Source organism: Vibrio harveyi (genome assembly GCF_030060435.1).
GTDB classification, from domain to species: Bacteria; Pseudomonadota; Gammaproteobacteria; order Enterobacterales; family Vibrionaceae; genus Vibrio; species Vibrio harveyi.
The window spans coordinates 914,491-939,110 of record NZ_CP125875.1; the positions used below are offsets into that span (position 1 = coordinate 914,491).

General features: G+C 45.1%; 21 protein-coding genes. 12 read left to right on the forward strand and 9 right to left on the reverse strand.

Translation table 11 applies throughout. From position 1 onward, the window contains the following. The first annotated feature begins 252 nt into the window (after positions 1 to 252). The 5 genes from QMY49_RS04235 to QMY49_RS04255 all read left to right on the forward strand — a co-directional run bounded on the left by QMY49_RS04235 (position 253) and on the right by QMY49_RS04255 (position 5,462). The gene (locus tag QMY49_RS04235) at positions 253 to 1,347 is read left to right on the forward strand and encodes a TRAP transporter substrate-binding protein (protein WP_005445140.1); all 1,095 of its coding nucleotides are present in this window, start codon (positions 253 to 255) and stop codon (positions 1,345 to 1,347) included. Between the two features lie 132 nt (positions 1,348 to 1,479). Beyond that, positions 1,480 to 2,019, forward strand: coding sequence for a TRAP transporter small permease subunit (locus QMY49_RS04240; RefSeq protein WP_069687333.1), 540 nt, complete (start codon positions 1,480 to 1,482; stop codon positions 2,017 to 2,019). 12 nt (positions 2,020 to 2,031) lie between these two features. Then, positions 2,032 to 3,318, forward strand: a complete 1,287-nt coding sequence (locus tag QMY49_RS04245) for a TRAP transporter large permease (protein ID WP_005445143.1) — start codon at positions 2,032 to 2,034, stop codon at positions 3,316 to 3,318. Positions 3,319 to 3,475: 157 nt separating this feature from the next. Further along, positions 3,476 to 4,831: a cache domain-containing protein gene (locus tag QMY49_RS04250; RefSeq protein WP_005445145.1), complete on the forward strand. Its 1,356-nt coding sequence runs from the start codon at positions 3,476 to 3,478 to the stop codon at positions 4,829 to 4,831. Then, on the forward strand, positions 4,824 to 5,462 hold the full coding sequence (locus QMY49_RS04255; RefSeq protein ID WP_005445147.1) for a response regulator: 639 nt from the start codon (positions 4,824 to 4,826) through the stop codon (positions 5,460 to 5,462). The genes QMY49_RS04250 and QMY49_RS04255 overlap by 8 nt, the downstream gene beginning before the upstream one ends. Before the next feature lie 48 nt (positions 5,463 to 5,510). On the opposite strand, the gene cosR is transcribed toward QMY49_RS04255, so the two are convergent. Further along, a complete protein-coding gene (gene cosR / locus QMY49_RS04260; protein ID WP_005445149.1) occupies positions 5,511 to 5,987 on the reverse strand; it encodes a MarR family transcriptional regulator CosR in 477 nt (158 codons plus the stop codon). A gap of 396 nt (positions 5,988 to 6,383) precedes the next feature. On the opposite strand from cosR, the gene QMY49_RS04265 reads away from it, so the two are divergent. Both QMY49_RS04265 and QMY49_RS04270 read left to right on the forward strand, forming a co-directional pair. After that, entirely contained in the window at positions 6,384 to 7,955 is a 1,572-nt protein-coding gene (locus QMY49_RS04265; RefSeq protein ID WP_005445152.1) for a BCCT family transporter, read from the forward strand. Between the two features lie 228 nt (positions 7,956 to 8,183). Next, on the forward strand, positions 8,184 to 10,067 hold the full coding sequence (locus QMY49_RS04270; protein ID WP_005445153.1) for a methyl-accepting chemotaxis protein: 1,884 nt from the start codon (positions 8,184 to 8,186) through the stop codon (positions 10,065 to 10,067). A 71-nt stretch (positions 10,068 to 10,138) separates the two neighbouring features. Here the strand turns inward: QMY49_RS04270 and QMY49_RS04275 are convergent, their stop codons facing one another. Continuing rightward, positions 10,139 to 10,855 (reverse strand): 3'-5' exonuclease, encoded by a 717-nt coding sequence (locus QMY49_RS04275; RefSeq protein WP_033001524.1) that lies wholly within the window; start codon positions 10,853 to 10,855, stop codon positions 10,139 to 10,141. A gap of 11 nt (positions 10,856 to 10,866) precedes the next feature. After that, the gene (locus QMY49_RS04280) at positions 10,867 to 12,756 is read right to left on the reverse strand and encodes a DUF294 nucleotidyltransferase-like domain-containing protein (protein WP_005445155.1); all 1,890 of its coding nucleotides are present in this window, start codon (positions 12,754 to 12,756) and stop codon (positions 10,867 to 10,869) included. Between the two features lie 220 nt (positions 12,757 to 12,976). On the opposite strand from QMY49_RS04280, the gene QMY49_RS04285 reads away from it, so the two are divergent. Further along, positions 12,977 to 13,618 carry an outer membrane beta-barrel protein gene (locus tag QMY49_RS04285; RefSeq protein ID WP_005445156.1) on the forward strand — a complete coding sequence of 214 codons (642 nt, stop codon included), beginning with the start codon at positions 12,977 to 12,979 and terminating at the stop codon, positions 13,616 to 13,618. Positions 13,619 to 13,723: 105 nt separating this feature from the next. On the opposite strand, the gene QMY49_RS04290 is transcribed toward QMY49_RS04285, so the two are convergent. The 4 genes from QMY49_RS04290 to QMY49_RS04305 form a co-directional block, all read right to left on the reverse strand. Continuing rightward, positions 13,724 to 14,914 (reverse strand): amino acid aminotransferase, encoded by a 1,191-nt coding sequence (locus QMY49_RS04290; protein ID WP_283312946.1) that lies wholly within the window; start codon positions 14,912 to 14,914, stop codon positions 13,724 to 13,726. Positions 14,915 to 15,095: 181 nt separating this feature from the next. Next, the gene (locus tag QMY49_RS04295; RefSeq protein ID WP_009698381.1) at positions 15,096 to 16,562 is read right to left on the reverse strand and encodes an HD domain-containing phosphohydrolase; all 1,467 of its coding nucleotides are present in this window, start codon (positions 16,560 to 16,562) and stop codon (positions 15,096 to 15,098) included. A gap of 798 nt (positions 16,563 to 17,360) precedes the next feature. Beyond that, on the reverse strand, positions 17,361 to 17,660 hold the full coding sequence (locus QMY49_RS04300) for a hypothetical protein (protein WP_005445160.1): 300 nt from the start codon (positions 17,658 to 17,660) through the stop codon (positions 17,361 to 17,363). Between the two features lie 355 nt (positions 17,661 to 18,015). Then, positions 18,016 to 18,246 (reverse strand): hypothetical protein, encoded by a 231-nt coding sequence (locus tag QMY49_RS04305; protein WP_026000256.1) that lies wholly within the window; start codon positions 18,244 to 18,246, stop codon positions 18,016 to 18,018. Between the two features lie 177 nt (positions 18,247 to 18,423). Between QMY49_RS04305 and QMY49_RS04310 the strand changes: the two genes are divergently transcribed. From QMY49_RS04310 to QMY49_RS04320, 3 genes are all read left to right on the forward strand, one after another. Beyond that, complete coding sequence (locus tag QMY49_RS04310; RefSeq protein WP_283312950.1) at positions 18,424 to 19,815, forward strand: aminotransferase-like domain-containing protein; 1,392 nt, start codon at positions 18,424 to 18,426, stop codon at positions 19,813 to 19,815. A 99-nt stretch (positions 19,816 to 19,914) separates the two neighbouring features. Further along, positions 19,915 to 20,136 carry a hypothetical protein gene (locus QMY49_RS04315; RefSeq protein ID WP_050924887.1) on the forward strand — a complete coding sequence of 74 codons (222 nt, stop codon included), beginning with the start codon at positions 19,915 to 19,917 and terminating at the stop codon, positions 20,134 to 20,136. Between the two features lie 31 nt (positions 20,137 to 20,167). Further along, complete coding sequence (locus QMY49_RS04320) at positions 20,168 to 20,527, forward strand: hypothetical protein (protein ID WP_256892778.1); 360 nt, start codon at positions 20,168 to 20,170, stop codon at positions 20,525 to 20,527. Between the two features lie 81 nt (positions 20,528 to 20,608). Here the strand turns inward: QMY49_RS04320 and asnS are convergent, their stop codons facing one another. Together asnS and QMY49_RS04330 are read right to left on the reverse strand one after the other, a co-directional pair. Next, a complete protein-coding gene (asnS, locus tag QMY49_RS04325; protein ID WP_005445169.1) occupies positions 20,609 to 22,009 on the reverse strand; it encodes an asparagine--tRNA ligase in 1,401 nt (466 codons plus the stop codon). Between the two features lie 186 nt (positions 22,010 to 22,195). Continuing rightward, entirely contained in the window at positions 22,196 to 23,821 is a 1,626-nt protein-coding gene (locus QMY49_RS04330; RefSeq protein ID WP_283312956.1) for a methyl-accepting chemotaxis protein, read from the reverse strand. Positions 23,822 to 24,183: 362 nt separating this feature from the next. Here QMY49_RS04330 and queD point away from each other — a divergent pair, with 362 nt between their 5' ends. Further along, positions 24,184 to 24,546, forward strand: coding sequence for a 6-carboxytetrahydropterin synthase QueD (queD, locus tag QMY49_RS04335; protein ID WP_005376896.1), 363 nt, complete (start codon positions 24,184 to 24,186; stop codon positions 24,544 to 24,546). Positions 24,547 to 24,620 lie beyond the last annotated feature (74 nt).

The window sequence follows — 24,620 nt, forward strand, 5'->3', positions numbered from 1 at the left end:
ACCACGTACGTGGTTTCTATACTGCTCTCTCCAAATGAAATAGATAACATTCTGATTTTACGACTTTGTTTCATGATGATCGCTTATCACCTACGCAGAAATACGTAATACTAACGACTAAGCCTAGCTTATAGACACCGATTTGTTGCGTGTTCATGCCCATTTCTTACTTCCAAGTAATGTCCCATCTTCTATATCGAATCCTTATGTAATGGATGACAACAATAACCTTGGTGACAAAGGACGTGAACGATGAGTCTTATCCAAAAATCTTTGAAACGAGTACTCAAAGCGACAGCGATGGTAGCAACCATGGCATTTGTAGCGACTTCTGCTAACGCTGCTGACGATAAAGTGTATCGCTTGAAACTAGCGGAGACTTGGGGACCGAATTTCCCTATCTTCGGTGATGCAACAAAGAACATGGCGAAAATGGCAGAAGAAATGTCAAACGGACGCCTACAAATTCGTATTGATTCCGCAAACAAGCATAAAGCGCCGCTTGGCGTGTTTGATATGGTGAAATCCGGTCAGTACGACATGGGACATTCCGCTTCTTATTACTGGAAAGGCAAAGTACCAAACACCCTTTACTTCACCTCTATGCCTTTCGGTATGTTGCCAACAGAACAGTACGCATGGTTTTACTACGGTGGTGGTATGGAGTTGATGGAGAAGGTTTATTCTCCGCATAACTTGCTGTCTTTCCCTGGTGGTAACACCGATACCCAGATGGGCGGTTGGTTCCAGAAAGAAATCAAATCAGTAGATGATCTAAAAGGTCTGAAAATGCGTATTCCGGGTTTCGCTGGGGAAATTCTCGCAGAGCTGGGTGCAAAACCAACAAACATCGCACCGGGTGAGCTATACACTTCTCTTGAACGACGCACGATTGATGCATTGGAGTGGGTAGGACCATCTCTGGATTTGCGTATGGGCTTCCACAAAATTGCTCCTTACTACTATACAGGTTGGCATGAGCCAGGTACCGAACTGCAGTTCCTAGTGAACAAACGTACTTGGGAACGCCTACCGGATGATCTAAAAGCGATCTTGCAAGTAGCGATGAAAGCGGCGGCTTACGATATGTACACGCAGTCTAAACATGAAAGTGGTAAGAACTGGGCATCTATCCAATCAGAATACCCAGACGTACAAGTTAAAGACTTCCCACCAGAGGTGATTTCAGCGCTGCGAGAAGCGAACGAGCGTTTGCTAAAACAGCATGCTGAGAAAGACGCGCTAGCGAAAGAAATCCAAGAGTCACAAGCAAGCTACATCGAGCAAGTACGCCCTTGGTCCGACATTTCACACCGAGCTTACCTAAACAGCCAAGCTCAGCAATAACTTCGTATCGCAGGCTATTTCGAGTGATTTAGCCTGCCAATGAAGCCCAAGAAAACTTCTCTTAGAGAAGGTCATAACAAGTGCTCCGCGAACCAGCGGAGCCAATCTCCCCCACGTTCCATGGAGTTCGGAATGAGAAGCCTTATTTATATTGAGCGAATCTTTAACCGCTTCGGTGATTTTCTAGGCTGGTTATCCAGCATCTTATTTATTTTGTTGCTAGCGAACGTGGTGTACGACGTTGTCATGCGCTACGTGTTCAATGACGTCTCGATCGCCTTTCAAGAAATGGAATGGCACCTTTTCTCTGCCGTGTTTTTACTTGGTGTGCCTTACGCAATTAAATCCGGCGGACACGTACGCGTAGATATTTTCTATGAGCGCTTGTCATACAAAGCGCAGTCCATAATCGACATTTTAGGCACCTTACTTTTTTTGTTTCCTTTTTGCCTATTGGTTGCTTGGTTTGGTGTCGACTTTGCAAAAGAGAGTTACGCGCTGGGCGAGACATCTGGAGATCCGGGTGGTTTGCCATACCGATGGATCATTAAAGGTATGATTCCACTTTCGTTTTTGTTTATGGCGGTAAGCGGAGTTGGTTTGCTGCTTCATTCCATCAACAAAATTATTAACCCTCATCTTATCTATGCCGGTAACAACGGTAAGTCGTAAAAGGAATTCAGTATGATCGGTATAGTGATGTTTTTTGTGGCGTTATTTGCGCTACTGCTTGGTTTTCCTGTTGCCTTCACCTTTGGCGGCATCGCATTAATTTTTGGCGTATGGGCAGAAGGCATTGAGATGTTTGCTTTCATGCCTTATCGCATTCAATCCATCATGGAGAATACGGTACTGATGGCAGTACCTCTGTTTGTCTTCATGGGATTAGTGTTGCAAAAGACCCGATTGGCTGAGCAATTGCTTGAGTCGATGGGTCGTTTGTTTGGTGGTATTCGCGGTGGTATTGCCATTTCAACCGTGTTGGTGGGTGCCTTGCTTGCCGCATCCACGGGGGTAGTCGGTGCATCGGTAGTGGCAATGGGGTTGATCTCCTTGCCAGTGATGCTTAAGTACAATTACGACAAAGGATTGGCTTGTGGCACCATCTGTGCGTCGGGCACGTTAGGTCAAATCATTCCGCCTTCCATAGTTTTGATTCTTCTGGGGGATGTTCTCGGTGTACCAGTCGGGGATTTGTTCCAAGCTGCAGTGTGGCCGGGATTGGTGCTGGTGGGCGCGTATGTGATCTACATTTTGATTTACGCCAAACTGAACCCTGAAGCAGCCCAGCCTATCGAGCGTGATGAGTCTATCAGTCGTAAAGAAGAAGTGATTACTGCGTTGAAAGCCGTACTGCCACCGTTGGCGTTGATTATTGTTGTTCTCGGCTCTATCTTTGCGGGTATTGCTACCCCAACAGAGTCTGCAGCACTGGGTGGGGCTGGTGCAATTGTATTGTCGTTGCTTTACAAACAGTTTAGCTGGTCGATGGTGTATGAAGCTTCGAAAGAGACCGTAAAAGTGACCGCGATGGTCTTTGCGATTTTGCTTGGGGCGACGGCATTCTCAATGGCGTTTACGTACACTGGGGGAGATTACCTTGTTGAAGAGTGGATGTTGGAACTTCCGGGTGAAAAATGGGGCTTCTTGATCATTACCATGTTAGTCATCCTTATCCTTGGATTCTTCATCGACTTCGTAGAAATCTGTTTCATTATCGTGCCAATCATTGCACCTGTTGCCGAGTTGATGGGTATCAACATGACTTGGTTTGCGATTTTGATTGCGATGAACCTGCAGACCTCATTCCTAACACCGCCTTTTGGTTTTAGTTTATTCTACCTAAAAGGTGTGGCTCCAGCAGGCGTGACCACTCGGGATATCTACCGTGGTGTGATGCCATTCATTGCGATTCAGATTGTGGTACTTGCTTCATTGCTATTTTTCCCAGGATTCTATGGCATGTCCTAATGCAAGTAAGAAGCAAGGAATTGTGATGTGAAAATTTTCACCTTTTGAGACAAGTTGTTAAGCTGATTAGTGAGCAGGGTCTGTGATGTTTCGAACCGATTTTAATCGCGAAAGGTCAACAGCCCCAAGCCTAATCAGCGTTTCATTGGAGGGAAGGATGCCTCTCAAAGCCAAGTTAATCTTGTTGGCACTGATCCCTGTGGTTTTGGTGTCAGCCAGTATCAGTTGGATTTCCATTTACCAAGCGAAAACCTTGGGGCAGCGTGAGGTGGAAATCTTTCATCAGAACTTAATTCAATCCAAAGAAGCGGCACTAAAAGATACCGTAGATCTCGCCTTTGATGCCATTTCTCATATCTATAACGATCCTATGCTTGAAGAGGCTGACGCGAAAGCGCGCGTAAAAGCGATCCTAAACCGCTTACGTTACGGTTCAGACGGGTATTTCTTTGCCTACGATAAGCACGGTACGAACCTTGTTCATCCCATTCTCCCGGACTTAGTCGGACAAAATTTACTGCATATTCAAGATGAAAATGGCGATCACCTGATTGAGGCTCTGCTTTATCAAGCGCAGCTTGGGGGCGGGTTCCATCAATATCTATGGCAAAAGCCCTCTACGGGGGAGGTGGTACCAAAGCTGAGCTATGCGGCATGGCTTGATAAATGGGATTGGATGATTGGCACTGGGTTGTATATTGAAGATGTGAGCCGTGAAGTCGCCAATATGCGTGCGGCAATCAATCAAAATATCGAGACTACCTTTTTCACCGTGGTGATTATTCTGGTGGTTACGGTGGCGGTGATCATCGTATTGACACTTGCCATCAATTTACACGAGCATCGTTTAGCGGATAAGAACCTAAAAGAGCTTGCCCACAAAACGGTGATGTTCCAAGAAGATGAGAAAAAACATCTGGCGAGAGAGCTCCATGATGGCATCAATCAATTGCTGGTTTCGAGCAAATGTCACCTCGATTTGATGGCGCATCGTATTGAAGATGAAAAGCTCAAAGCTCACCTAGATAAATCTCAACGCTCGTTGATCACTGCGATTAATGAAGTACGCCATATTTCTCACCAACTGAGACCAAGTGCCTTGGATGATATTGGCTTAGAAGCCGCGCTTTCTACACTATTGCAAGATTTTCATTCGCACTCTGGTATGGACATCGATAGCCATTTTGATACCGAGCAAGTGAAGTTGAAATCTGAAGTGGCTACAACCTTGTATCGTGTGGCTCAGGAATCTTTAAACAACATTGAGAAGCACGCCAAAGCAAAAAAGGTCACAGTAATTTTGCAAAAAATGGGCAATATGCTGCAATTACTGATACGAGACGACGGTACGGGTTTTATGGTCAACCCTTCAGTGCACCGACAAGGAATTGGATTGCGGAACATGCGTGAGCGTGTTGAGTTTATCGGAGGCGAGTTTGAACTCATGAGCGAGCCCGGTTTGGGGACGGAAATCACCGTATTGTTAGATTTGGATGGATTAGTTTATGGATAAACCAATTAGCGTGGTGATAGTTGATGACCATCAGGTGGTGCTTGATGGTTTTATGGCGCGTTTGGAACTGGAACCTGATATTGATGTGATTGGTACGGCGAGTAATGGGCTTGAGGCAATTGAAGTATCAAAGCTTCTCAATCCAGATGTCATCTTGATGGATATCAGTATGCCAATCATGAATGGCATTGAAGCTACTGGCGTAATTAAGGAAGAGCGTCCAGAGAGCAAAATTTTGATGCTCACCATGCACGACAACCGCGAATACATCATGAAGGTGATGCAAGCTGGCGCGGTAGGTTACATGCTGAAAGAAATTTCAGCAGAGAAAATGGTGCAAGCAATAAAAACGGTGAACCAAGGATCGACTTACTTTTGCGAATCCGTTACCCAGACCTTATTTACGCAGGATGTCGTCCCGGCAGCGCAAAAGCCGAACCCACTTAGCCGCAGGGAAGAAGCGGTACTTAAGTTAGTGGCGCAAGGAAACAGCAGCAAAAAGATTGCGACGCTGTTGGACATTAGCTATCGAACGGTAGAAACGCACCGCCATAACATCAAACACAAACTGGATTTGCACTCGACGGCTGAGTTGGCGAAATACGCTTTTGAAACAGGATTGATAGAGTAGGCAGGGGCGCCCTCATGCTTTCATACATCAGAGCGCTCGAAGGGATACTTATTCAGGCTTGGTAATACTGCCAAGTTCAAGCATAGGGGCAACATCAATATCTTCTGCATTCATCATGGTCGAGATGCGCTGCACAGAAGACAAAAGCAAGCTCTGTTCCCACTCTTCCAGCTTTTGGAAGCGGCTAATAAAATGCTCTTGCAATGGCGTCGGGGCCTGTTTTAAGGCTTCTTGTCCTTTCTCCGTCAATACCGCGTGAACTTTACGCTTGTCTTCGACACTGCGGCGGCGCTCAACAAGTTGGTTGCGCTCTAAGCGGTCAAGGATAGTGGTTGCCGTTGCCTGACTCATGTTGGTATGGCTAGACAATTGTTTGATAGTGACGTTATTTAATTCACTAATGGCACGCATCAGGATCAGCTGAGGAGCCGTCAAACCAGACTCTTTGCTTAACTTCTTAGAATGTAAATCAATAGCGCGGATGATCTGACGAATCGAGACCAAAACTTCTTCGTACTTTTCCAATTTCGTAATCCAGTCATTAAGGGATCATGTAACGAGGCGACACTAACTCAAATGCGCTGTTATTTAAAGGGCTTCGTTAGGGATCGCGACACCAATTTTCAATAATTTGCCTTGGCTCTCCTTATTGTTTTTAAGGTCATTGAGCGAGGAAAAAAGCAACGACTAGAATTATTATAGTAAGAAATGTTTGTGGTCTAAGTATTGCTGTGGTTGTTTCCGCTTTTTTAGCTACACTTTTCTGATTGAAATGTAAGTTATTGGATTTTTTATCAGCAAAAGATAGACAAAAACGCCTCAAATGGTAGGATCTTCCACTTTCATGGAAAATAAAATGTATCGTGTTCAAATGATTTTTAATGCCTTGTTAAGAAGATTGAACATAAAAAGAGAGGAATAATGACAAAAGGTATAGATAAGTACAGTATCGACAGTACCGACTATACGGTTGGTCAAGACAACGTCCAGAAATGGGGTTTTGACGTACATAATCCTGTTTTTGGTATCAGTGCTGGTTTCATTGCACTGTTTCTTATTGCTGCACTTGTGCTGGACGCACACACCGCTAAGACCGCACTCGACGGCATTAAGTGGAAAATCATCGGTTCTTTTGACTGGCTGTTTATTATCTCTGGTAACATCTTCGTTATCTTCTGTTTAGCTCTCATCGTTTCACCAATGGGTAAGATTCGCCTTGGTGGTAAAGATGCTGTCGCTGATTACTCATTCATGTCCTGGCTGGCAATGTTGTTTGCTGCTGGTATGGGTATCGGTTTGATGTTCTGGAGTGTGGCAGAGCCAGTAGCGTACTTCACTGGTTGGTATGAAACCCCGTTGGGTGTAGAAGCAAACACACCAGAAGCCGCGAAGCTAGCACTAGGTGCGACCATGTTCCACTGGGGTCTGCACCCATGGGCGATTTACGGTGTCGTGGCGCTATCTCTTGCTTTCTTTACTTACAACAAAGGTCTGCCGCTTTCAATGCGCTCGATTTTCTACCCGTTATTGGGCGATCGCGCATGGGGTTGGGCAGGTCACATCGTGGATATTCTAGCGGTATTGGCAACCTTGTTTGGTCTGGCGACTTCTCTAGGTCTAGGTGCACAACAAGCGGCAAGTGGTATTCACCATGTCTTTGGCGTTGAACCAGGACTAGGACTGCAAATTGTCGTTATCACTGTTGTTACGCTATTGGCGGTTGTTTCTGTTGTTCGTGGTATTGATGGCGGGGTAAAAGTCATCAGTAACATCAACATGGTGATTGCTTTCTTATTGCTTATCCTTGTTGGTTTGATCGGCTGGGCGGTAACACTAGGCTCTGTGCCAACCACATTGATGGCTTATGTTGAGAATATTATTCCACTGAGTAATCCGTTTGATCGTACTGATGAAGCTTGGTTCCAAGGTTGGACAGTATTCTACTGGGCTTGGTGGATCTCATGGTCACCATTTGTAGGTATGTTTATCGCTCGAGTTTCACGCGGTCGTACCGTTCGTGAATTCATCACTGCGGTTCTAATTGTACCGACAGCAGTTACCTTGATTTGGATGTCGACATTCGGTGGTCTTGCTATCGACCAAGTGATCAATAATGTGGGCGAGCTAGGTGCAAATGGTTTGACTGATGTTTCCCTTGCGATGTTCCAAATGTTCGATGTATTGCCATTCGGTAACATGCTATCCATCATTGCAGTCGTACTCGTATTGGTATTCTTTATTACTTCTTCAGACTCAGGCTCATTGGTTATCGACAGCATCACCGCTGGTGGTAAAGTCGACGCACCAGTGTTACAGCGTGTATTCTGGGCATTCATGGAAGGTGCGATTGCGGTTGCATTACTGTGGATCGGTGGTTCTGAAGCTGTTCAAGCGCTGCAAGCGGGTGCAATTTCTACTGCACTGCCATTTACCGTCGTTTTATTGGCGATGTGTGTCAGCCTGCTTATGGGTATGAGAACCGAACGTCAATAATTGATAAGATTTATAAATATTACTTAAATATTAGTAAGTTAAAAAAGCCAGCGTTTTGCTGGCTTTTTTTGTGTGATTTTTCTGACGGTAGACAAAATAATGACGAAATAAGTCATTAATTTACAATGAGTTAATGTTTTATTTTTATTAGTAAAATCTCGTGATTAGTGATTAAAAAATGTGTAATATTCACCCACCTTAACTGTTCTCCCAACCTCTATAATAATTATGAAATTATCATTAAAACAAAAGCTAATTGGCGCAAGCCTCTCTGCTGTTGTTGTGATGGCAACAGCACTGACTTGGTTATCGGCTGGTCAACTTCTTGATCAGACGCGTTCAGGTGTCTATTCACGAGCACAAAGCCTAAGTAACGCCGCTTCAGAAGGTATTTCTGACTGGGTGGCAATTCGTAAAGATATTGCGACGGCTTTCAACGACTACTCAACTGAGCAAGACGTTGTGCCTTTCCTACAACAAGCACGTAAAGCTGGTGGCTTTGACGATATCTTCTTAGGTACACCAGAAGGTGGTATGTATCGTTCTCATCCCGAGCGTAACCGTGCTGATTACGATCCTCGCACGCGTCCTTGGTACAAAGACGCAAACGCAGCAGGCAAGCAAATCATCACAGAAGCTTACCAAGACGCTATCACTAACGCGCTATTGGTGACAATTGCTGAGCCAGTAATGAAAAACGGTAAGTTCATTGGTGTTGTCGGTGCAGATGTATTGATTGACCAGTTGATCAATGACGTCATCAGCCTAGACGCAGGTGACAATGCTCATGCAATGCTGATCGATATGAACGATGGCACTTTCCTTGCTCATCCAAATAAGAGCCTAACGCTTAAGCCAATCACCGACCTTTCTAAAGAATTTTCTAAAGATTCTATTGAGCGCGCAGCCAACTCTGGTGCGATTGAAAGTGCAACAATCAAAGGCAAAGAGAAGCTTTACTACTTCAGCAAAGTGCCTGGCACACATTGGATGTTTGCGATTGAAATGGATCGTGCGACAGAAGAGGCAAGCCACGCTCAATTGCTACGAGAAATGCTGATCACCGCTGTGTTGATCACTATCGTCGTGATTGTTGCTGTTTCATGGCTAGTAGGTTTCTTGTTCCGCGATTTGGGTCGTGTTTCACAAGCATTGGAAGAAATTGCTTCTGGTGAAGGTGACTTGACGCAACGTCTAGAACCGCGCAGTGATGACGAAGTCGGCAAGCTGGCTGATAACTTCAACCGTTTTGTCGGCAATATGCACACGATGGTGACGAAACTAAGTCACGTATCGTCCGCACTGTCTGAGCAAGCTCGTACAACGGCACAGCAAGCCGAAGAACGTAGCCAGCGTATTTCTTACCAGCAAGACGAAATCAACATGGTGGCGACTGCGGTTAACGAAATGGCGGCAGCAACACAAGAGATTGCTGGTAACGCGGACAACACAGCATCAAGCTCGGAAGAAGCGGTACAAGCATGTGTGCATGGCTCTGGTCAAGTAACGCAAACGCAAGGTTCGATCCAAAACCTAGCGCAAGAAGTTCAAGTCGCGACCAACGTGATTCAAGAGCTAGAAGCGCACGGTAACGCGATTAATACGATTCTTTCGACTATTCAAGGTATTGCCGAACAAACTAACTTACTGGCACTGAATGCGGCGATTGAAGCAGCGCGTGCTGGTGAACAAGGTCGCGGTTTTGCGGTGGTTGCGGATGAAGTTCGTGTATTGAGCCAACGTACTCACGCTTCAACGCAAGAGATTCAAGAAACCATCGAAATGCTGCAAGGTACTACGGCGAAAGCGGTGGGTATTATGGATGACAGTCGTCGTCTAGCAGATACTAGCGTGGATGATGCAAACTCTGCGGCAGTTAGCCTGACGCAAATTCACTCTGCGGTAGAGCGAATCAGTGATATGGCAACTCAAATTGCTTCAGCAGCAGAAGAGCAAGCGTCAGTAACCACTGAGATTACTCGTAATACAGAGGGCATTCGTGACGTATCGAATGAGCTTTCTGTGGAAGCGCACCAGGCGGCTGAGCAAGCAGCGCACCTGTCTGAGCTTTCTCACGAGCTAGAACAAGAGATCAGACGCTTTAAGCTGTAAGCTTTTGTTGTTTTGAATAAAAAGGAGCCATATAGCTCCTTTTTTGTTGCTCAAAGATAACGTAAGCCGAATTACAACCACAGGCTACTGATAGGTTGCTCTGGGTTATAATGATGGGCAATTTGGGCTTGCAGCAGCTCTGCTGTAGCAATGGCATCGGTTAGAGCATGGTGCGGTGTATAGTCTGGTAAGCCATAACGACGGCGAGACTGGGCTAAGCGTAATGATTTTGGCTTATTGCCCTTGAGCTTGTTCCAAAGACCGCCCGCTGCTTTTTGTTGAATGTTTTCTTCAATTTGCAACGTATCAAGAACTGGAAACTCAATACCTTCGCCAATACGAGAGCGCAGTGCTTGGTCGAGAAACTCACGCTCGATACGGCGGTAATGTACCACTACAATCTTACCCGCTAAGCTTTCTAGCAAGGGAGCGAGGATTTCACCCAGATCGGGAGCGTCAATCAGTTCACTGTGAGTGATACCATGAATGATGACTGATTCTTCATCGAGTTTTTCCTGTGGTCGTACCTTCCAGTGCTTTGCTTGGCGTAGGAAAATTCGATTGAGATCGAACGGCACCAAACCAATGGTGATGATGCCGTTTTTTTGTGGGTTCAAACCGGTAGTCTCAAAATCAAGCGCAACGAACTCCACTTGGGATAGTGGCGTCTCAGGTGCTGGCAGCGCTTTACCGTAAAAGGCGACTAAGCGTTCATCAGTGGCACGCTCAAGTTTCTGTTGAAACTTCACTGGCCACTGAATACTCGGCTTTTGAAATAACTTCTTTATCACTTCACGCCTCACTTAAACTTGTTACTAGCCTGATAGCGGAACTTAAGGAAGTTCTGGCCATTACTTAGGATCTGGAACGCATCTTTCAAATTACGACGTTCAAAATCCGACAAGTTTTCAGGCTCAATGTTGTTGTCTGGTTCAATACCTAACTCAACATCAATTGCTTGGTGGCGGATACGCACCATTGAGATGAACTCCATGGCGTCTTTAAGATCTTGTGCGCGCCCTTTTGGTAAGATGCCAGCATCAATGATGTCATCGAGACGCTCAAATGAATTCTGTGCACGTGAGCCTACCGCAAGAGAATGAACGCGGATCAGATCGACCAATGGCGCAGTACCACGGCGTTTCAAGTTGATTGAGTTTTTATGTTGACCGTCTTTTTCCATCACAAAGTCTTTGAAGAAGCCAAGTGGTGGAGTTCGATTTAATGCGTTACGTGCCAAGCAGGCTAGGAAGCGATTGTTCTTGCGGGCACGACGTACGATGAAGCTGGTGAGCTGCTCTGCCCATTTTAAGCGGCCGTAAACCCCATCTAAATCAAAGAAGATGGATGCGTTGAGTAGCGCTTTTGGATTGGGGTCATCAATCCAATCGGCAAAGCATTCTTCCCATTGTGAGCGGGTCATTCGCCACATCGGGTTGGTCGCCATAATGTCGCCAGTACAGTACTTGTAACCGCATACGTTCAAACCATCACTGACATATTGTGCGAGAGCCTCAAAGTATTTACCGTGTTTCTCTTCTTTGTAGGTGTCGTCTAGGATGATTGCATTGTCTTGGTCAGTGACCAGCAACTGTTCGTCGCGTCCCATTGAACCAAGAGCAAGGAAGCAATAAGGGATAGGAGGTGGACCGAGTTCTTCTTCTGCCATTTCTAAAAGGCGTTGCTTAAAGCTGCGACCGATCACCGACATCGCGCTGCCCACCATGTGTGAGTTGGCGTCTTCGTTGACCAAGCGAACAAAACTGCTCTTTACTTCTTCTGCCACAATCGCTAAATCTTCGATGCTTTGCTGCTGGAAGATACTACTGACCAGCAACAGTGAGTTTTGCGATTCATAACGTACAATATCGGTAGCTTCGATAATACCAATCGGCATTTGATCTTTAACCACTGGCAAATGATGCACGTTGTAGCGCAACATGGTCAGCATGGCTTCGTATACGTATGCGTTATGATCGAGTGAGATAACCTCAGTGGTCATCACCGTGGAGACATCGTCTTGCGGTGATAAGCCTTCGGCTAACACTCGGGTACACAAATCACGGTCGGTAATGATACCTAGCACCGGAGATTGTGGGTCTTCTTCGTCCAGCACAAAGTCTGGGTCCACAATCAACAATGAAGAAACATTGTCTTGCGCCATCAATTGCGCGGCTTCTTGGATCGTCTGTCCACGTTCAATCGTCGGTGCGTCACGGGTTAATAAGGTTTTGACCTTAGAAGTGGTTAGGTCATTGGCATCGTTGTTTTCTGACACTGCTTGGCGCAAACGAGCACTGTTCTCTACTTCAACAAAATCAGCGAATGAGTCGAAGTTATCATACAGTTCTTGGAAAATGTCTTGAGGAATGCAGTAGAGTAGGGAATCTTCGATCGCTTTTACTGGGAAGCGAACTTTGTTGTTGGTCAGAAGCCCCATTTGACCAAAAAGGTCACCCTCGTCGAGTCGGTTGTAAAGTTCACCTTTGCGTCGATAGACCTCAACCACGCCACTACGAACCATGTATAGATCGTGGATCTGGTCGCCGAAATGAATGACGGGAGTATCTTGACGATAGTATGAGATTTCGATGTTCTCGGTCACTTTGGTGAGCGTTTCTTCCGGAAGCTCGTTGAATGGGGGATACTTGGCGAGAAAGTTATATATCTCGAGAAGTTCTGCTTCCATTAAGGTGCCTTTTGGTTTGCAAGTGATAGGGTAATCTTAACTTAGTTTTAAAACAGAATCTTATCGGATCACTGTTTTTCGTGCGCAATGATAAGATTCGGACAAGTCGCACGGCAAATCGCCATCAATTCGGCTACGCTGTCATCAAGATGCCGAATTAAATCAATACAATGGGCGTATTAAAGAAGAGTTTTGGATGACACTCATGGAAGGAAGTAGAATGGTAAGACTATTATTCGCTGCACCTCTTGTAGCATTACCACTAATGAGCGTTGCCTCAGAGTCAGAACAGGTCGAGAAGTTTGGTTACGAGCACATTAATTTAGACATTGGTGCCGGGACAACGAATGAAGAGTGGCTCGATAATTCTAACGCTACCACTCTAGGGCTTGGCGGTAATTACCTATTTACCGATAACTGGCTGTTTAACGTTGACTACTCGGCGCAATTTTTCCACCCAGACAATTTCACTTTGCGTATTGACCGTTTGTTGTTCGGTGGTGGTTATCGTTATGGCGTCAACGAGAAGTTTGATATCTACGGGATTTATGGGCTTGGCGCAATTAAAGCCAAAGCGACTGATGATAAAACCGACCGTACACTGTCCTCGGATAGCGAGTTTATTCAAGGCGTCACGTTTGGCGCAAATTACCTATTTAGTGAAAAGTTAATGGGGACGGCAGAAGTGCACTTGAATCGAAGTGATATCGTCGACGAGAACAACTATAAGATTGCCTTTAACTACCAATGGCATCGCGTGATTGGTACCGGTCTTTATTACCAGTTCCGTGACACCGATTATCAAGGTCAACCGTCAGATCACATCAATGAAGTTGGAATTAGCTTTAAGTTTGTGTATTAGTTCATAGGAGTGTAGCGCCACCTTGTATAGTGGCGTTTCAACAAGCGGTAGAATCAAAAAAGGTCAGCGAGTGCTGACCTTTTTAATTTGTGACTTTCGACGCGATTACAGAACCGCAGCGATGCCTTTACATAGAGGACCCATGTTTGCTTTTGTCATACCTGCAACGCTGATACGACCTGAGCCTACGATATAGATACCGAACTCTTCTTTTAGACGGTTTACTTGCTCTTTGGATAGACCAGAGAACGAGAACATACCGTTTTGGCGCTCGATGAAGCTGAAGTCAGCATCCACACCTTCTGCCTTAAGAGTAGCAACGAATAGTTCACGCATCTCTTGGATTCGGTCACGCATTTCCGCTACTTCCGCTTCCCATTCTGCGCGCAGGTCTGCGTCACCAAGAATGTGAGTCACAACAGCGCTACCGTGCGCTGGTGGGTTAGAGTAGATAGAACGGATGATGGCTTTTACTTGTGAGAACGCCGTTGTTGCAACGTCTTCTGATTCAGCAACCAGAGTGAATGCACCAACACGCTCATTGTATAGACCGAAGTTCTTAGAGAAAGAACTCGCGACTAGGATTTCTTTGTTGTACTTAGCGAAAGTACGAAGACCTGCTGCATCTTCTTCTACACCTTTAGCAAAGCCTTGGTATGCGAAGTCGAATAGAGGAAGCAGTTTTTTCTCTGCAACCAGCTTAGCCAGCGTTTCCCACTCTTCAGCTGTTGGATCGATACCTGTAGGGTTGTGACAGCAGCCATGCAGAAGAACAACGTCACCTTCAGATGCACCTTGCAGGTCGTTAACCATAGCAGCGAAGTCTTTATCTTTGGTTTCTGCGTTGTAGTAGCTGTATTGTGTTGTTTCGATACCAGCTGCAGTGAATACGCCGTTGTGGTTTGCCCAAGTAGGGTTGCTGATCCAGATCTTCACATCACCAAGCTGACGCTTAATGAACTCACCTGCTACACGTAGAGCACCTGTGCCACCTGGTGCTTGTGCTGTTTTAGCACGCTTGCCAGCAACAATTTCCGCGTCTGCACCGAAAAGCAGTTTTTGTACTGCTAGACCGTATTCTGCTGTACCTTCGATTGTTAGGTAAGATTTGGTTTTTTCAGTTTCAATCAGTGCGGCTTCGGCTTTTTTAACAGTCGCAAGAACAGGGGTTTCACCTTGTTCGTTCTTGTAAATACCAACGCCTAGGTTAATTTTTTCGGCGCGAGCATCTTTTTTAAACTCTTCAGTAAGTCCAAGAATAGGGTCAGCCGGAGCGGCAACTACTTTTTCAAACATAATCTTCATCCATGTTAATCGAAGGGGTCTGCTGACATTTATACCTTTCAGCAATATTCGTTACAACAGTTAGTGATAAGAAAACTTAAAAAAGTTTTGATTTGAAACAGAAATCTAACATAACGGAGGCTTTTGATATAAAAACCCCTCTTAACAAGCGTTTTAAGAGGGGGATAATTGGCTAAGCGGCGATGTTTTGCTCATCTTGATATTGATGTGCGATATGTTGAAATTCAGTTTCAACTGCAAGAAATGCATCGACGATTTGAGGATCGAAATGTTTGCCTTTACCCTCTAGGATGATGGCTTTCGCCTTGTCATGGCTGAAAGCAGGCTTATATACACGCTTAGAAATAAGAGCGTCATACACATCTGCTAATGCCATTAAACGACCGGATAAAGGGATGTTCTCGCCGCTTAATTGATTTGGATAGCCACTACCATCCCACTTTTCATGGTGTGTTAGGGCAATCTCTTTAGCAACGCGCAAAAACGAACTACTTCCTAGCTGTTTTTCAGCAATTGACAGCGCTTCGGCACCAATTTGTGCATGTCCTTTCATGATCTCAAACTCTTCATCGGTCAGTTTTCCCGGTTTCAGTAACACGCTATCTGGTACACCGACTTTTCCGACGTCATGCAGCGGCGCCGATTTGTAAAGTAGTTCGATATAATTTGGAGTCAGTAATGAACAATGTTGTTCAAATTGGCTTAAATGTTCAGCCAATACTTTTACATATTGTTGCGTGCGCATAATGTGCGCACCGGTTTCGTTATCACGTGATTCAGCCAATGCCGACAAACTGACAATGGCAACATCTCGCGTGGCTTTGACCTCATCTTGCGAAACTTGCAAACTGTCGAGCATTTGGTTAGTTAAACAGGCCATCGAGCCAAGCTCATCATGTTGGAAAACTGGTAAACGTTGCGCAATTTTCCCTTGTGTCACTTCCAGCAAAGCTTGCTCTTGGCTAAACAAGATTTTTTGCATCAAGCGAGTCCAAAGCACCATAATCGCGATTACATAGCCTCCGACGACAAGTGCGATGTAAACCAACTCTTTAATGAAGCTGATTTTGCCTAGCCCATTGGTGATTTGCTCTGGGTTTTGCTCCAACCAATAAATGTCTTTGACTGCGACCATGGTCAAAATGGTGGTCAAGGTGATGAGCAAGGCGATCATCATGCCTATCATTTGTTTCACCATGGATTGGCGCTGACCTGATAACGCAAAGCCAAATTGGTTTTGTTGACGTAGGCTGTCAAATTGAACCAGCTTGCTTTGCAGTTGCAAGATAGAACCAGTTAAAAAGCCAAAGAGCGCCATACCAAACAACACTTTCACATTGCTGTCGAAGGTAAAGTCGTATTGAAGGTTATAGTACGCAGCAAAAGGAATACTTACAGCGGTAAACAACACAGTATCAAGCTTGGCTTGTCGGTTTTGTGCAATCAAAGGATGTGAGACAAGAATAAAGTGGCGAACAAGATAGAGGAACGTAAAAACCACCGCGCAATGTAAGATCACTTCGTATACGCTCAGCGTGCTGAGCATCGGGCAGACGCGTCCACCGTATGTGCCAAAAAAGAACGCCGCAGCTAGGTAAAGTTGGAATGTAAGTGGTGCATTGTAGTTAGTATTCACCATGGTTATCCTTTTTTGGACAAATCTCAGCATCGTTTTCTCTCTTAGTTGAGCAAGAAGAGAGAGGTACTGTGGAATTGATGTCTGTTGATTGATCTGTCACTAGTAAAATCGAGACCTGAAATTTTATCGATAGATTCTTATAAATGATAGAAATTTGTTATGTATATGCTCAAGTAACCTTGAGATGCTTGCTTCAGCGAGGATGGCTTGGTTTGAAGGTGAGGCAACAATTTGAAGATCTAGGGGGGCTAATTCGAAAATTGTTAAAGAAGCATGTGAACTAAAGCCACTCGCCCTTCGGGAGCCTGTCACTGAAGTACGTTCTTTGCTAACTAAATAGCATCGTCAAACAACTTGGATATAGCTTGCAATTCCGCTTCGCTGTTTTCCTTGCTGTCTTTTGGTAAAGAGGGAATAGTGACAATACTCTGAATCTATACCCAAGTAACCTCGAGATGCTAGGTTCAGCGAGAATGACTTGGTTTGTAGACGCGGCGACGATTTAAAGATCTAGTCACTCTAAATCAAGAATCGGCAACAAAGTATACAAGCCAAGACAACTCGCCCTTCGGGAGCGTGTCATTGCCTCGATTTCTGCGTCAAACAACTTGGAAAGAGCTGGCTATTACGCGGTGTTGTTTTCCTTGAACTCGAATCAATGACAACGCTCTGAATCCTGCATCTTGAAGTCACTTGGGTATAGCATCTTGAAGTGACATTGATATAGCGAAGGATTTACAAAAAAGCCCCGCTATGGCGAGGCTTGGTCTCAATCATCGACATGAAAAAGGGTAGGAATTACTTTTTTAAATCCATTTGTGATTCATGTGCATTCGTTTCGATGTCTGGGTTAGAAGACAGTTTGCCTGTTGCCCAATCGTTCATGTGCTTAAGGATAGCTTTCAATGCATGTTTTTCTGTTGGTGCTTCAGCGGATTCTACTTCGATTTTTTGTTTAGGATGAGAACCCGTTGCGTCTTCAGCAACGTGCAACCAATCTGGGTGCCAGTAGTAAGGCTGACCTGATGTTGTACTCCAAGAGTGAACACCATTAGATTCGCCTTTGTATTGAATGTCGTTTTCGTTGTATTTCGTCATTATTATCGTCTCTCATAGTCATGAGTTGAGGTGTGCGTCACCATTACTCTATAAATGTAACAGATGTCATCGGAATTAATGTGACTGCTATCTATTTATCTTGTTGATAAATGATCCATTCCGTTGCACAGCTCTCATTCAGATATATTTGTTGATCCCACCTAGCAATAACCGCCTGAAAAATAGGTATTTATGCCCAAGTAACCTCGCCCTTTGGGAGCGTGTCGTTGATTCGATCTCTGAGTCAAACAACTTGGAAAGAGCTAACTATTCCGCTGCGGTTGTTCTCCTTGACCTCGAATCAATGACAGCGCACTGAATCCTGCATCTTGAAGTCACTTGGGTATAATCAATATTATTGCCCATTGAGATGTTTGATAATTGCTGCCTTTGCATGCTCAGGTGTGGCTGCTTCACCCTCTGGGACATCGAGCTCTGCTTTTGGGTGCACCCCTAGTGCATCCTCAGCGATGTGCAACCAATCTGGGTGCCAATAATATGGGTTATTGCCTTCTGGGTGGTCCCAGCTATGAACTCCTTCGTGTATGCCTCGATAAGAGAGGTCATCCATCGTAAACATTTTCATCATTTCCTCCCGTAGAATATTCATACCTTTGAAAGTATGGAACATAAATTCTCATTTCGTAACGTCAATTGATATCACTAAGATTGATTAATTACCTTTCGAGTTTGATAAGTCGAAGATCGGAATCAGGGCGTGAAGTATGCTAAGGTGCGCTCGGTAGTAAGAAATGAGGGAAGCATGAACCGATACCGCCAACTGGCTGAGCTGTTTAAAACGCAAATTCAACAAAATACATGGAGAGCAGGAGAGAAGTTGCCCTCCGTGCGTGTCACTAGCCGCAACCATTCGGTCAGTACAGGAACTGTGTTACAAGCCTATCAATTGCTCGAAGCGCAAGGTTGGGTGATTGCTAAACCTCAGTCGGGTTACTTTGTTACTGCTGAGCTCGAACGTCTCGACGCTGCTGGTGCTGATAACAATGCGTATCGTACTTCACTAAACGATGAGTTGTACGATTTCCTCAAACAACAAACCGTGCCAAACGCGACAAAGCTAGGCTCCGCGTTTCCTGACCCAGCACTTTTTCCTCTCGAAGCACTAAACCGTAACCTTGCCAGTTCCGGGCGAAAAATGGGACCAGATACCTTGTTAGATAACCTACCACCGGGTAGTGCTTCTCTACGCCGCTCGATTGCCCAGCGCTATATACAGCAAGGCATGACTTTAACGCATGATGATATCGTTATTACCTCTGGCGCGTTAGAAGCGCTCAACCTCAGTTTGCAAGTGGTTACTGAGCCAGGGGATATGGTTGTCATTGAGTCGCCAACATTTTATGGTGCGTTACAAGCAATTGAACGACTAGGGTTGAATGCCATTGAGATCTCGGTAGATGCCGAGAAAGGGCATTCCTTGGCTCAGATGGAACAAGCTTTTGCACAGCACAATGTTAAGGCTTGCTGGCTTATGAGTAACTTTCATAATCCCACAGGCACTTCGTTGAGTGACGAACAAAAGCAACGTGTTGTTGAGCTTGCCAATCTACATGATGTGTATCTGATTGAAGATGATGTTTACGCAGAGTTGTATTTCTCCGACAAGAAGCCGACATCGCTGAAAACCTATGATGACCAAGAGCGCGTTTTGCATTGTGGCTCTCTTTCAAAAAGTCTTTGTCCTGGCTATCGGTTGGGGTGGGTGATCACCAAGCGCTTTAACGAGCGTGTTCAAAAGCTTCAACTGATGTCGACGCTATCTGGCAGTGCACCTATTCAACAGGGAGTTGCGCATTACCTGCAAAATGACAGCTATGACAATCATCTAAGAAAGTTGCGTAAAGGGCTTGAACAGCGCCAAGCTATGTTTGTGCAAACAATGAAAGAGTGTTTGCCTAAATCTATCGAGTACTATCTTCCTCCTGGCGGTTATTTCTTATGGCTTAAGTTGCCTCAAGGGATAAGCAGTAAAGCGGTTCATCACACCTTGCTATCACAGCAGGTAACTGTTGCGCATGGTGCGTTGTTCTCGGTCGATGAGCAATATCAGGACTATCTGCGTTTGAATACTTCTCTGCCCATTGATGACAATCTGTGTCAGGCTTTGCGGAAATTGGGTGAGTTACTTCACTAAAGAAACTGTTTAATCCTTTTTTGACCTAACTGTATCAGAGTGGTTTACTTGGGTTGTGCTTCAATCGGATACAGAAATATTGTGATGATTGGAGTGACAATGAAAAAGCAGTTGGTAAAACATGAATTAAGATTGATCGCCGTTGCCATTTTTAGCGCATTTCTGTTGGTATTTGCGCACCTTATTTTGGCGAAATCGTTCTCTCACATGGCGTGGACGGAATACACCGCGGCTGTGATCCCCTTTATTATGTTTGGTTTGTGCGTACTGGGTGTTAAGTATGCCGCCAAGGCAGATAAAGATGATGAGGATAAGCCTTAGATTCATGAGATAGAAGTTAGGAATAAACACTATGAAACATGCATGGCTACTGGCACTGTCTGCTATCACTTTTGGTTGCACGGCTAATCAAGGTGATGAGCCCGAATCGGTGATCTTACACTACGGCAAGTCGGAGCTTGTTGCTCAAATACAAGCCAACGAACAGTTCGAAGCCCAAATCAACAATGATCAAGAGCAGGTTGATTTTTCTGGCTTTGTGAGAAAACAGTCGTCGGGCTACCTCGTTGACGTTGTTGCTATGCAAGAAAGTAAAACCCAGCATTCTAGCTCTAGTGTGAACACACAAGTGTTAATCAAAGAGGGTGACGTAGGTAAGCCACTCATGATTGGTGCGGTTAACGACAATGCAATGAGTGTGATGCTGAAATAGTTGAAATAACAGAAACGATGAAACTGCCACTAAAAGACCTCCACTTGGGAGGTCTTTTTAATTCTGTATCACTCTAGGTGATTAGAAGTTCGCAGAGCGAGGAGTACGTGGGAATGGGATCACGTCACGAACGTTGCCCATACCTGTTACGTAAGATACTAGACGCTCAAAGCCTAGACCGAAGCCTGCGTGTGGCACTGTGCCGTAACGACGTAGGTCGCGGTACCAGCTCATGTGCTCAGGATCGATACCCACTTCACGCATACGTGCATCTAGGATATCGAGACGCTCTTCACGTTGAGAACCACCGATGATTTCGCCGATGCCTGGTGCTAGTACATCCATCGCTGCAACTGTTTTACCGTCATCGTTAGCACGCATGTAGAATGCTTTGATGTCTTTCGGGTAGTTCTTAACGATTACAGGTGCTTTGAAGTGTTCTTCAGCAAGGAAGCGCTCGTGCTCAGAAGACATATCGATACCCCATTCAACTGGGAATTCGAATTCACGACCAGAATCAAGCAGGATTTGGATCGCGTCTGTGTAGTCAACTTGTGCGAAGTCAGAAGAGACAAACTGCTCTAGGCGAGTGATTGCTTCTTTGTCGATACGTTGAGCAAAAAACTCAAGGTCATCACGACATTCTTCAAGAACGGCTTTGAATACAAACTTCAGCATGTCTTCAGCCAATTTTGCAACGTCGTCTAGTTCTGCGAACGCAACTTCAGGCTCAACCATCCAGAATTCCGCTAGGTGGCGGCTTGTGTTTGAGTTTTCAGCACGGAAAGTAGGACCAAACGTGTAAACTTTGCTTAGTGCACAAGCGTAAGCTTCTGCGTTTAGCTGACCAGATACCGTTAGGAAAGTCTCTTTACCGAAGAAGTCTTCGTTGTAGTCAACTTTACCATCGTCAGTGCGAGGCAGGTTTTCCATGTCTAGCGTAGATACGCGGAACATTTCACCAGCACCTTCTGCGTCAGAAGCTGTGATCAATGGCGCTGATACCCAGAAGTAACCTTGCTCGTGGTAGAAGCGGTGGATTGCTTGAGATAGGCAGTTACGTACGCGTGCTACTGCACCAATCACGTTTGTGCGTGGACGTAGGTGAGCTACTTCGCGTAGGTACTCGATAGAGTGACGAGTTTTTGCCATTGGGTAAGTGTCAGCATCTTCAACCCAGCCAACAACTTTAACGTCAGTTGCTGCTAGTTCGAAGTCTTGACCTTTCGCAGGAGAGGCAACAATCTTACCAGTTACTTCAACAGAGCAGCCAGTCGTTAGCTTAAGTACTTCGTTGTCGTAATTATTAAGATTATTAGGGACCACGGCCTGAATCGGGTCGAAACAAGAGCCGTCATAAATGGCAAGGAAAGAGATTCCAGCTTTGGAATCACGACGTGAACGGATCCAGCCACGAACAGTTACTTCACTGTCTACTGCTAGCTGACCTTTCAAAACGTCTGATACAGGCGCGTAAGTCATGTTTTCAATATTCTCCATTGAGGTAAAAATTCAACTCAACACTTAAAAGTGCCTGTCTCACAACAAAATTGTTTAAAAAACAAGCGAAGTGTTGAGTTGGATAGAATTTTTTAGATTCAACGAAACATATTACCTGTCAAATCGTCAGCTTCAACCTTTATATTCAATTTGAAGGAGAGAATTTCCTTATTTATTCTCTTGCGCTCTCTCTGACAGGGTAAATTGGTTAAGTAATGACTCCAAACGCTCTGAAAGATGTTCCAGATCGACACTGATCTCGCGAGTATGTGATGCCGATTGCGAGGTCTCGTTTGCGTGTAAGGTAATGGTGTCAACTTTGCTTTGGATGTGCTTGCTTACCCCAGATGTTGTTAGTGTCTGATGTTGGATATTTTCAGCGTGTTTAAGTACTTGATGCATCTCATCGACCACATTGTGCATGGTCTGTGACAATGCTTCGACATCTACTGAGCGCTGATGAGCAAACTCGCACACTGTATCGACCGAGGTTAACGACTCTTCGCTGCCTTGTTGGAACTGAGAAATAATCGTCTCAATATTACTGGTGGCTTCGGCGGTGCGAGAGGCAAGATTGCGCACTTCATCGGCAACTACCGCAAAACCACGACCTTGATCTCCGGCTCGGGCGGCTTCAATAGCGGCGTTAAGCGCCAATAAATTGGTTTGCTCAGCGATGCCTTTTATCACGCCAAGAATTGATGATACTTCATCAGTTTGTTGGTTTAACGTCGCAATGTTCTCACGCACTTTATCAATATCGGTCACAAGGTGCTTGATGTCTTCGCTGACATGATGGGCTTGACCTGCGCTGGTGGTTGCAACGTCAACGGTATGGTTAACTAAGGTTGTCGCATCGACTGTCGCTTGCTCCACCACGCTTTGTTGCTCAAGCATATCGGTAATATTGGTTTGCACTTCATTGGTTTCGACTTGTTGATTATCAGCAGCTTCATCGGTCGATTGAGCTACATCAGTCAGCCTTCCTGCAGAGTCTGCAAGAGAGTGGGAGGTATCTCGAACGCGTTCTAAACTCTCTGACACCGTATCCATAAACGAATTGATGGAATCCGACAATTGACCGACTTCATCATTTTGCGTGCCCGACAGACGCTTGGAGAGATCTTTACTGGCACTAACGCTAGACATAAAGCGTGATGTATTTTGAATAGGGCGGACGATGATTTTTCGGATGAGTCCCATAGTGATGAGGAAGCCAACAAATGCGATCACTGACATGATCCCCATCGCAAACACGGCTTGCTTGTTAATCAGCGTGTTGACGTGACTCATGTTGTATTCAAGACGAATAGCACCAAGCACTTCGCCCTCAGGAGCAATATGGCAGGACACGCAATTTGTGCCTCGATAGTCCTCACTTGATTTCATTGGTAGAGCGACGACCAAGCCCTTACCCCATTCAGCACTGATGGGTTCAATGACCAATTCTCCGCTCAGTGCCCGTTGATCGATGTCGTCGAGAGGTTGTTGGTTGGCTTGCCCTTGACCATAAAACTTTGACACGGCATCGGCACGCAACACGCGTACTTGTTCAATGCCTTCCTGTGCCAGCGCTTTTTGTCGTAGTGTCTCTTTCTGCGACATCGTGCCTGTCAGCATCATCATGTTTAAGCTGTCGAAGTAGTTACTGGCTTTGTCGTGTAACTGTTCGCTTAGTACATCATTAATAAGTGTTTTTTGTTGGTAGTACTGATACCCAGTGGACACGGCAAGAACACAAGTGAACACGGCGATCAGGGCGAGTAGGAGTTTAAAGGTAATAGTTGAGCGCATATTTTTATAAGTGTTATTGGAACGAACCCCACAATATTAAGAGGTTAGTTGCACTTGAGCGATGAATTGGCTAACTGAATGTGACCCCAAACATTTTGTGGTTATGTAAATGTGATGTAAGTGGTGTGTAATCAAAACTTTGACGTAGTGACAAAAAAACGGCACGGTGTTTTTTAAGATCTTTTAATGCCAAAAATTTTCTACTTGGTTAGATAATGGCGCCTGCGTTTTCAATTTCAATACGTCATGATTTACTGCTTTATCGTTTGCCTTGCTATTCATAGCGGGCGCTATTGATAAAGGTTGTCATTAAAGGGTGAATTCCTTAGTATTGCGTGTCTTTTTAAAGCCTGAGAATCAAGATGAAAACAGAATTGTACAAAGAGTTTATGTTCGAAGCGGCACACCACTTGCCACACGTACCTGAAGGTCATAAGTGTGGACGCTTACATGGACACTCTTTCCTTGTTCGTCTTTATGTAGAAGGTGAAGTAGACCCTCATACAGGTTGGGTTGTAGATTTTGCTGAAATCAAAGCCGCATTCAAACCTATCTATAACCGTCTCGACCATTACTATTTGAACGACATTGAAGGTCTGGAAAACCCAACCAGCGAAGTTCTAGCAAAATGGATTTGGCAACAACTTAAGCCAAGCTTACCTCTGCTTAGTAAAGTAGAGATCAAAGAGACGTGTACCGCAGGTTGTATTTACAAAGGTGAGTAATCGTCTTCTGCATGCATACAAGAAAGGCAAGCCCAACGGCTTGCCTTTTTCTTTATCAAGAATTTATTAGTGGG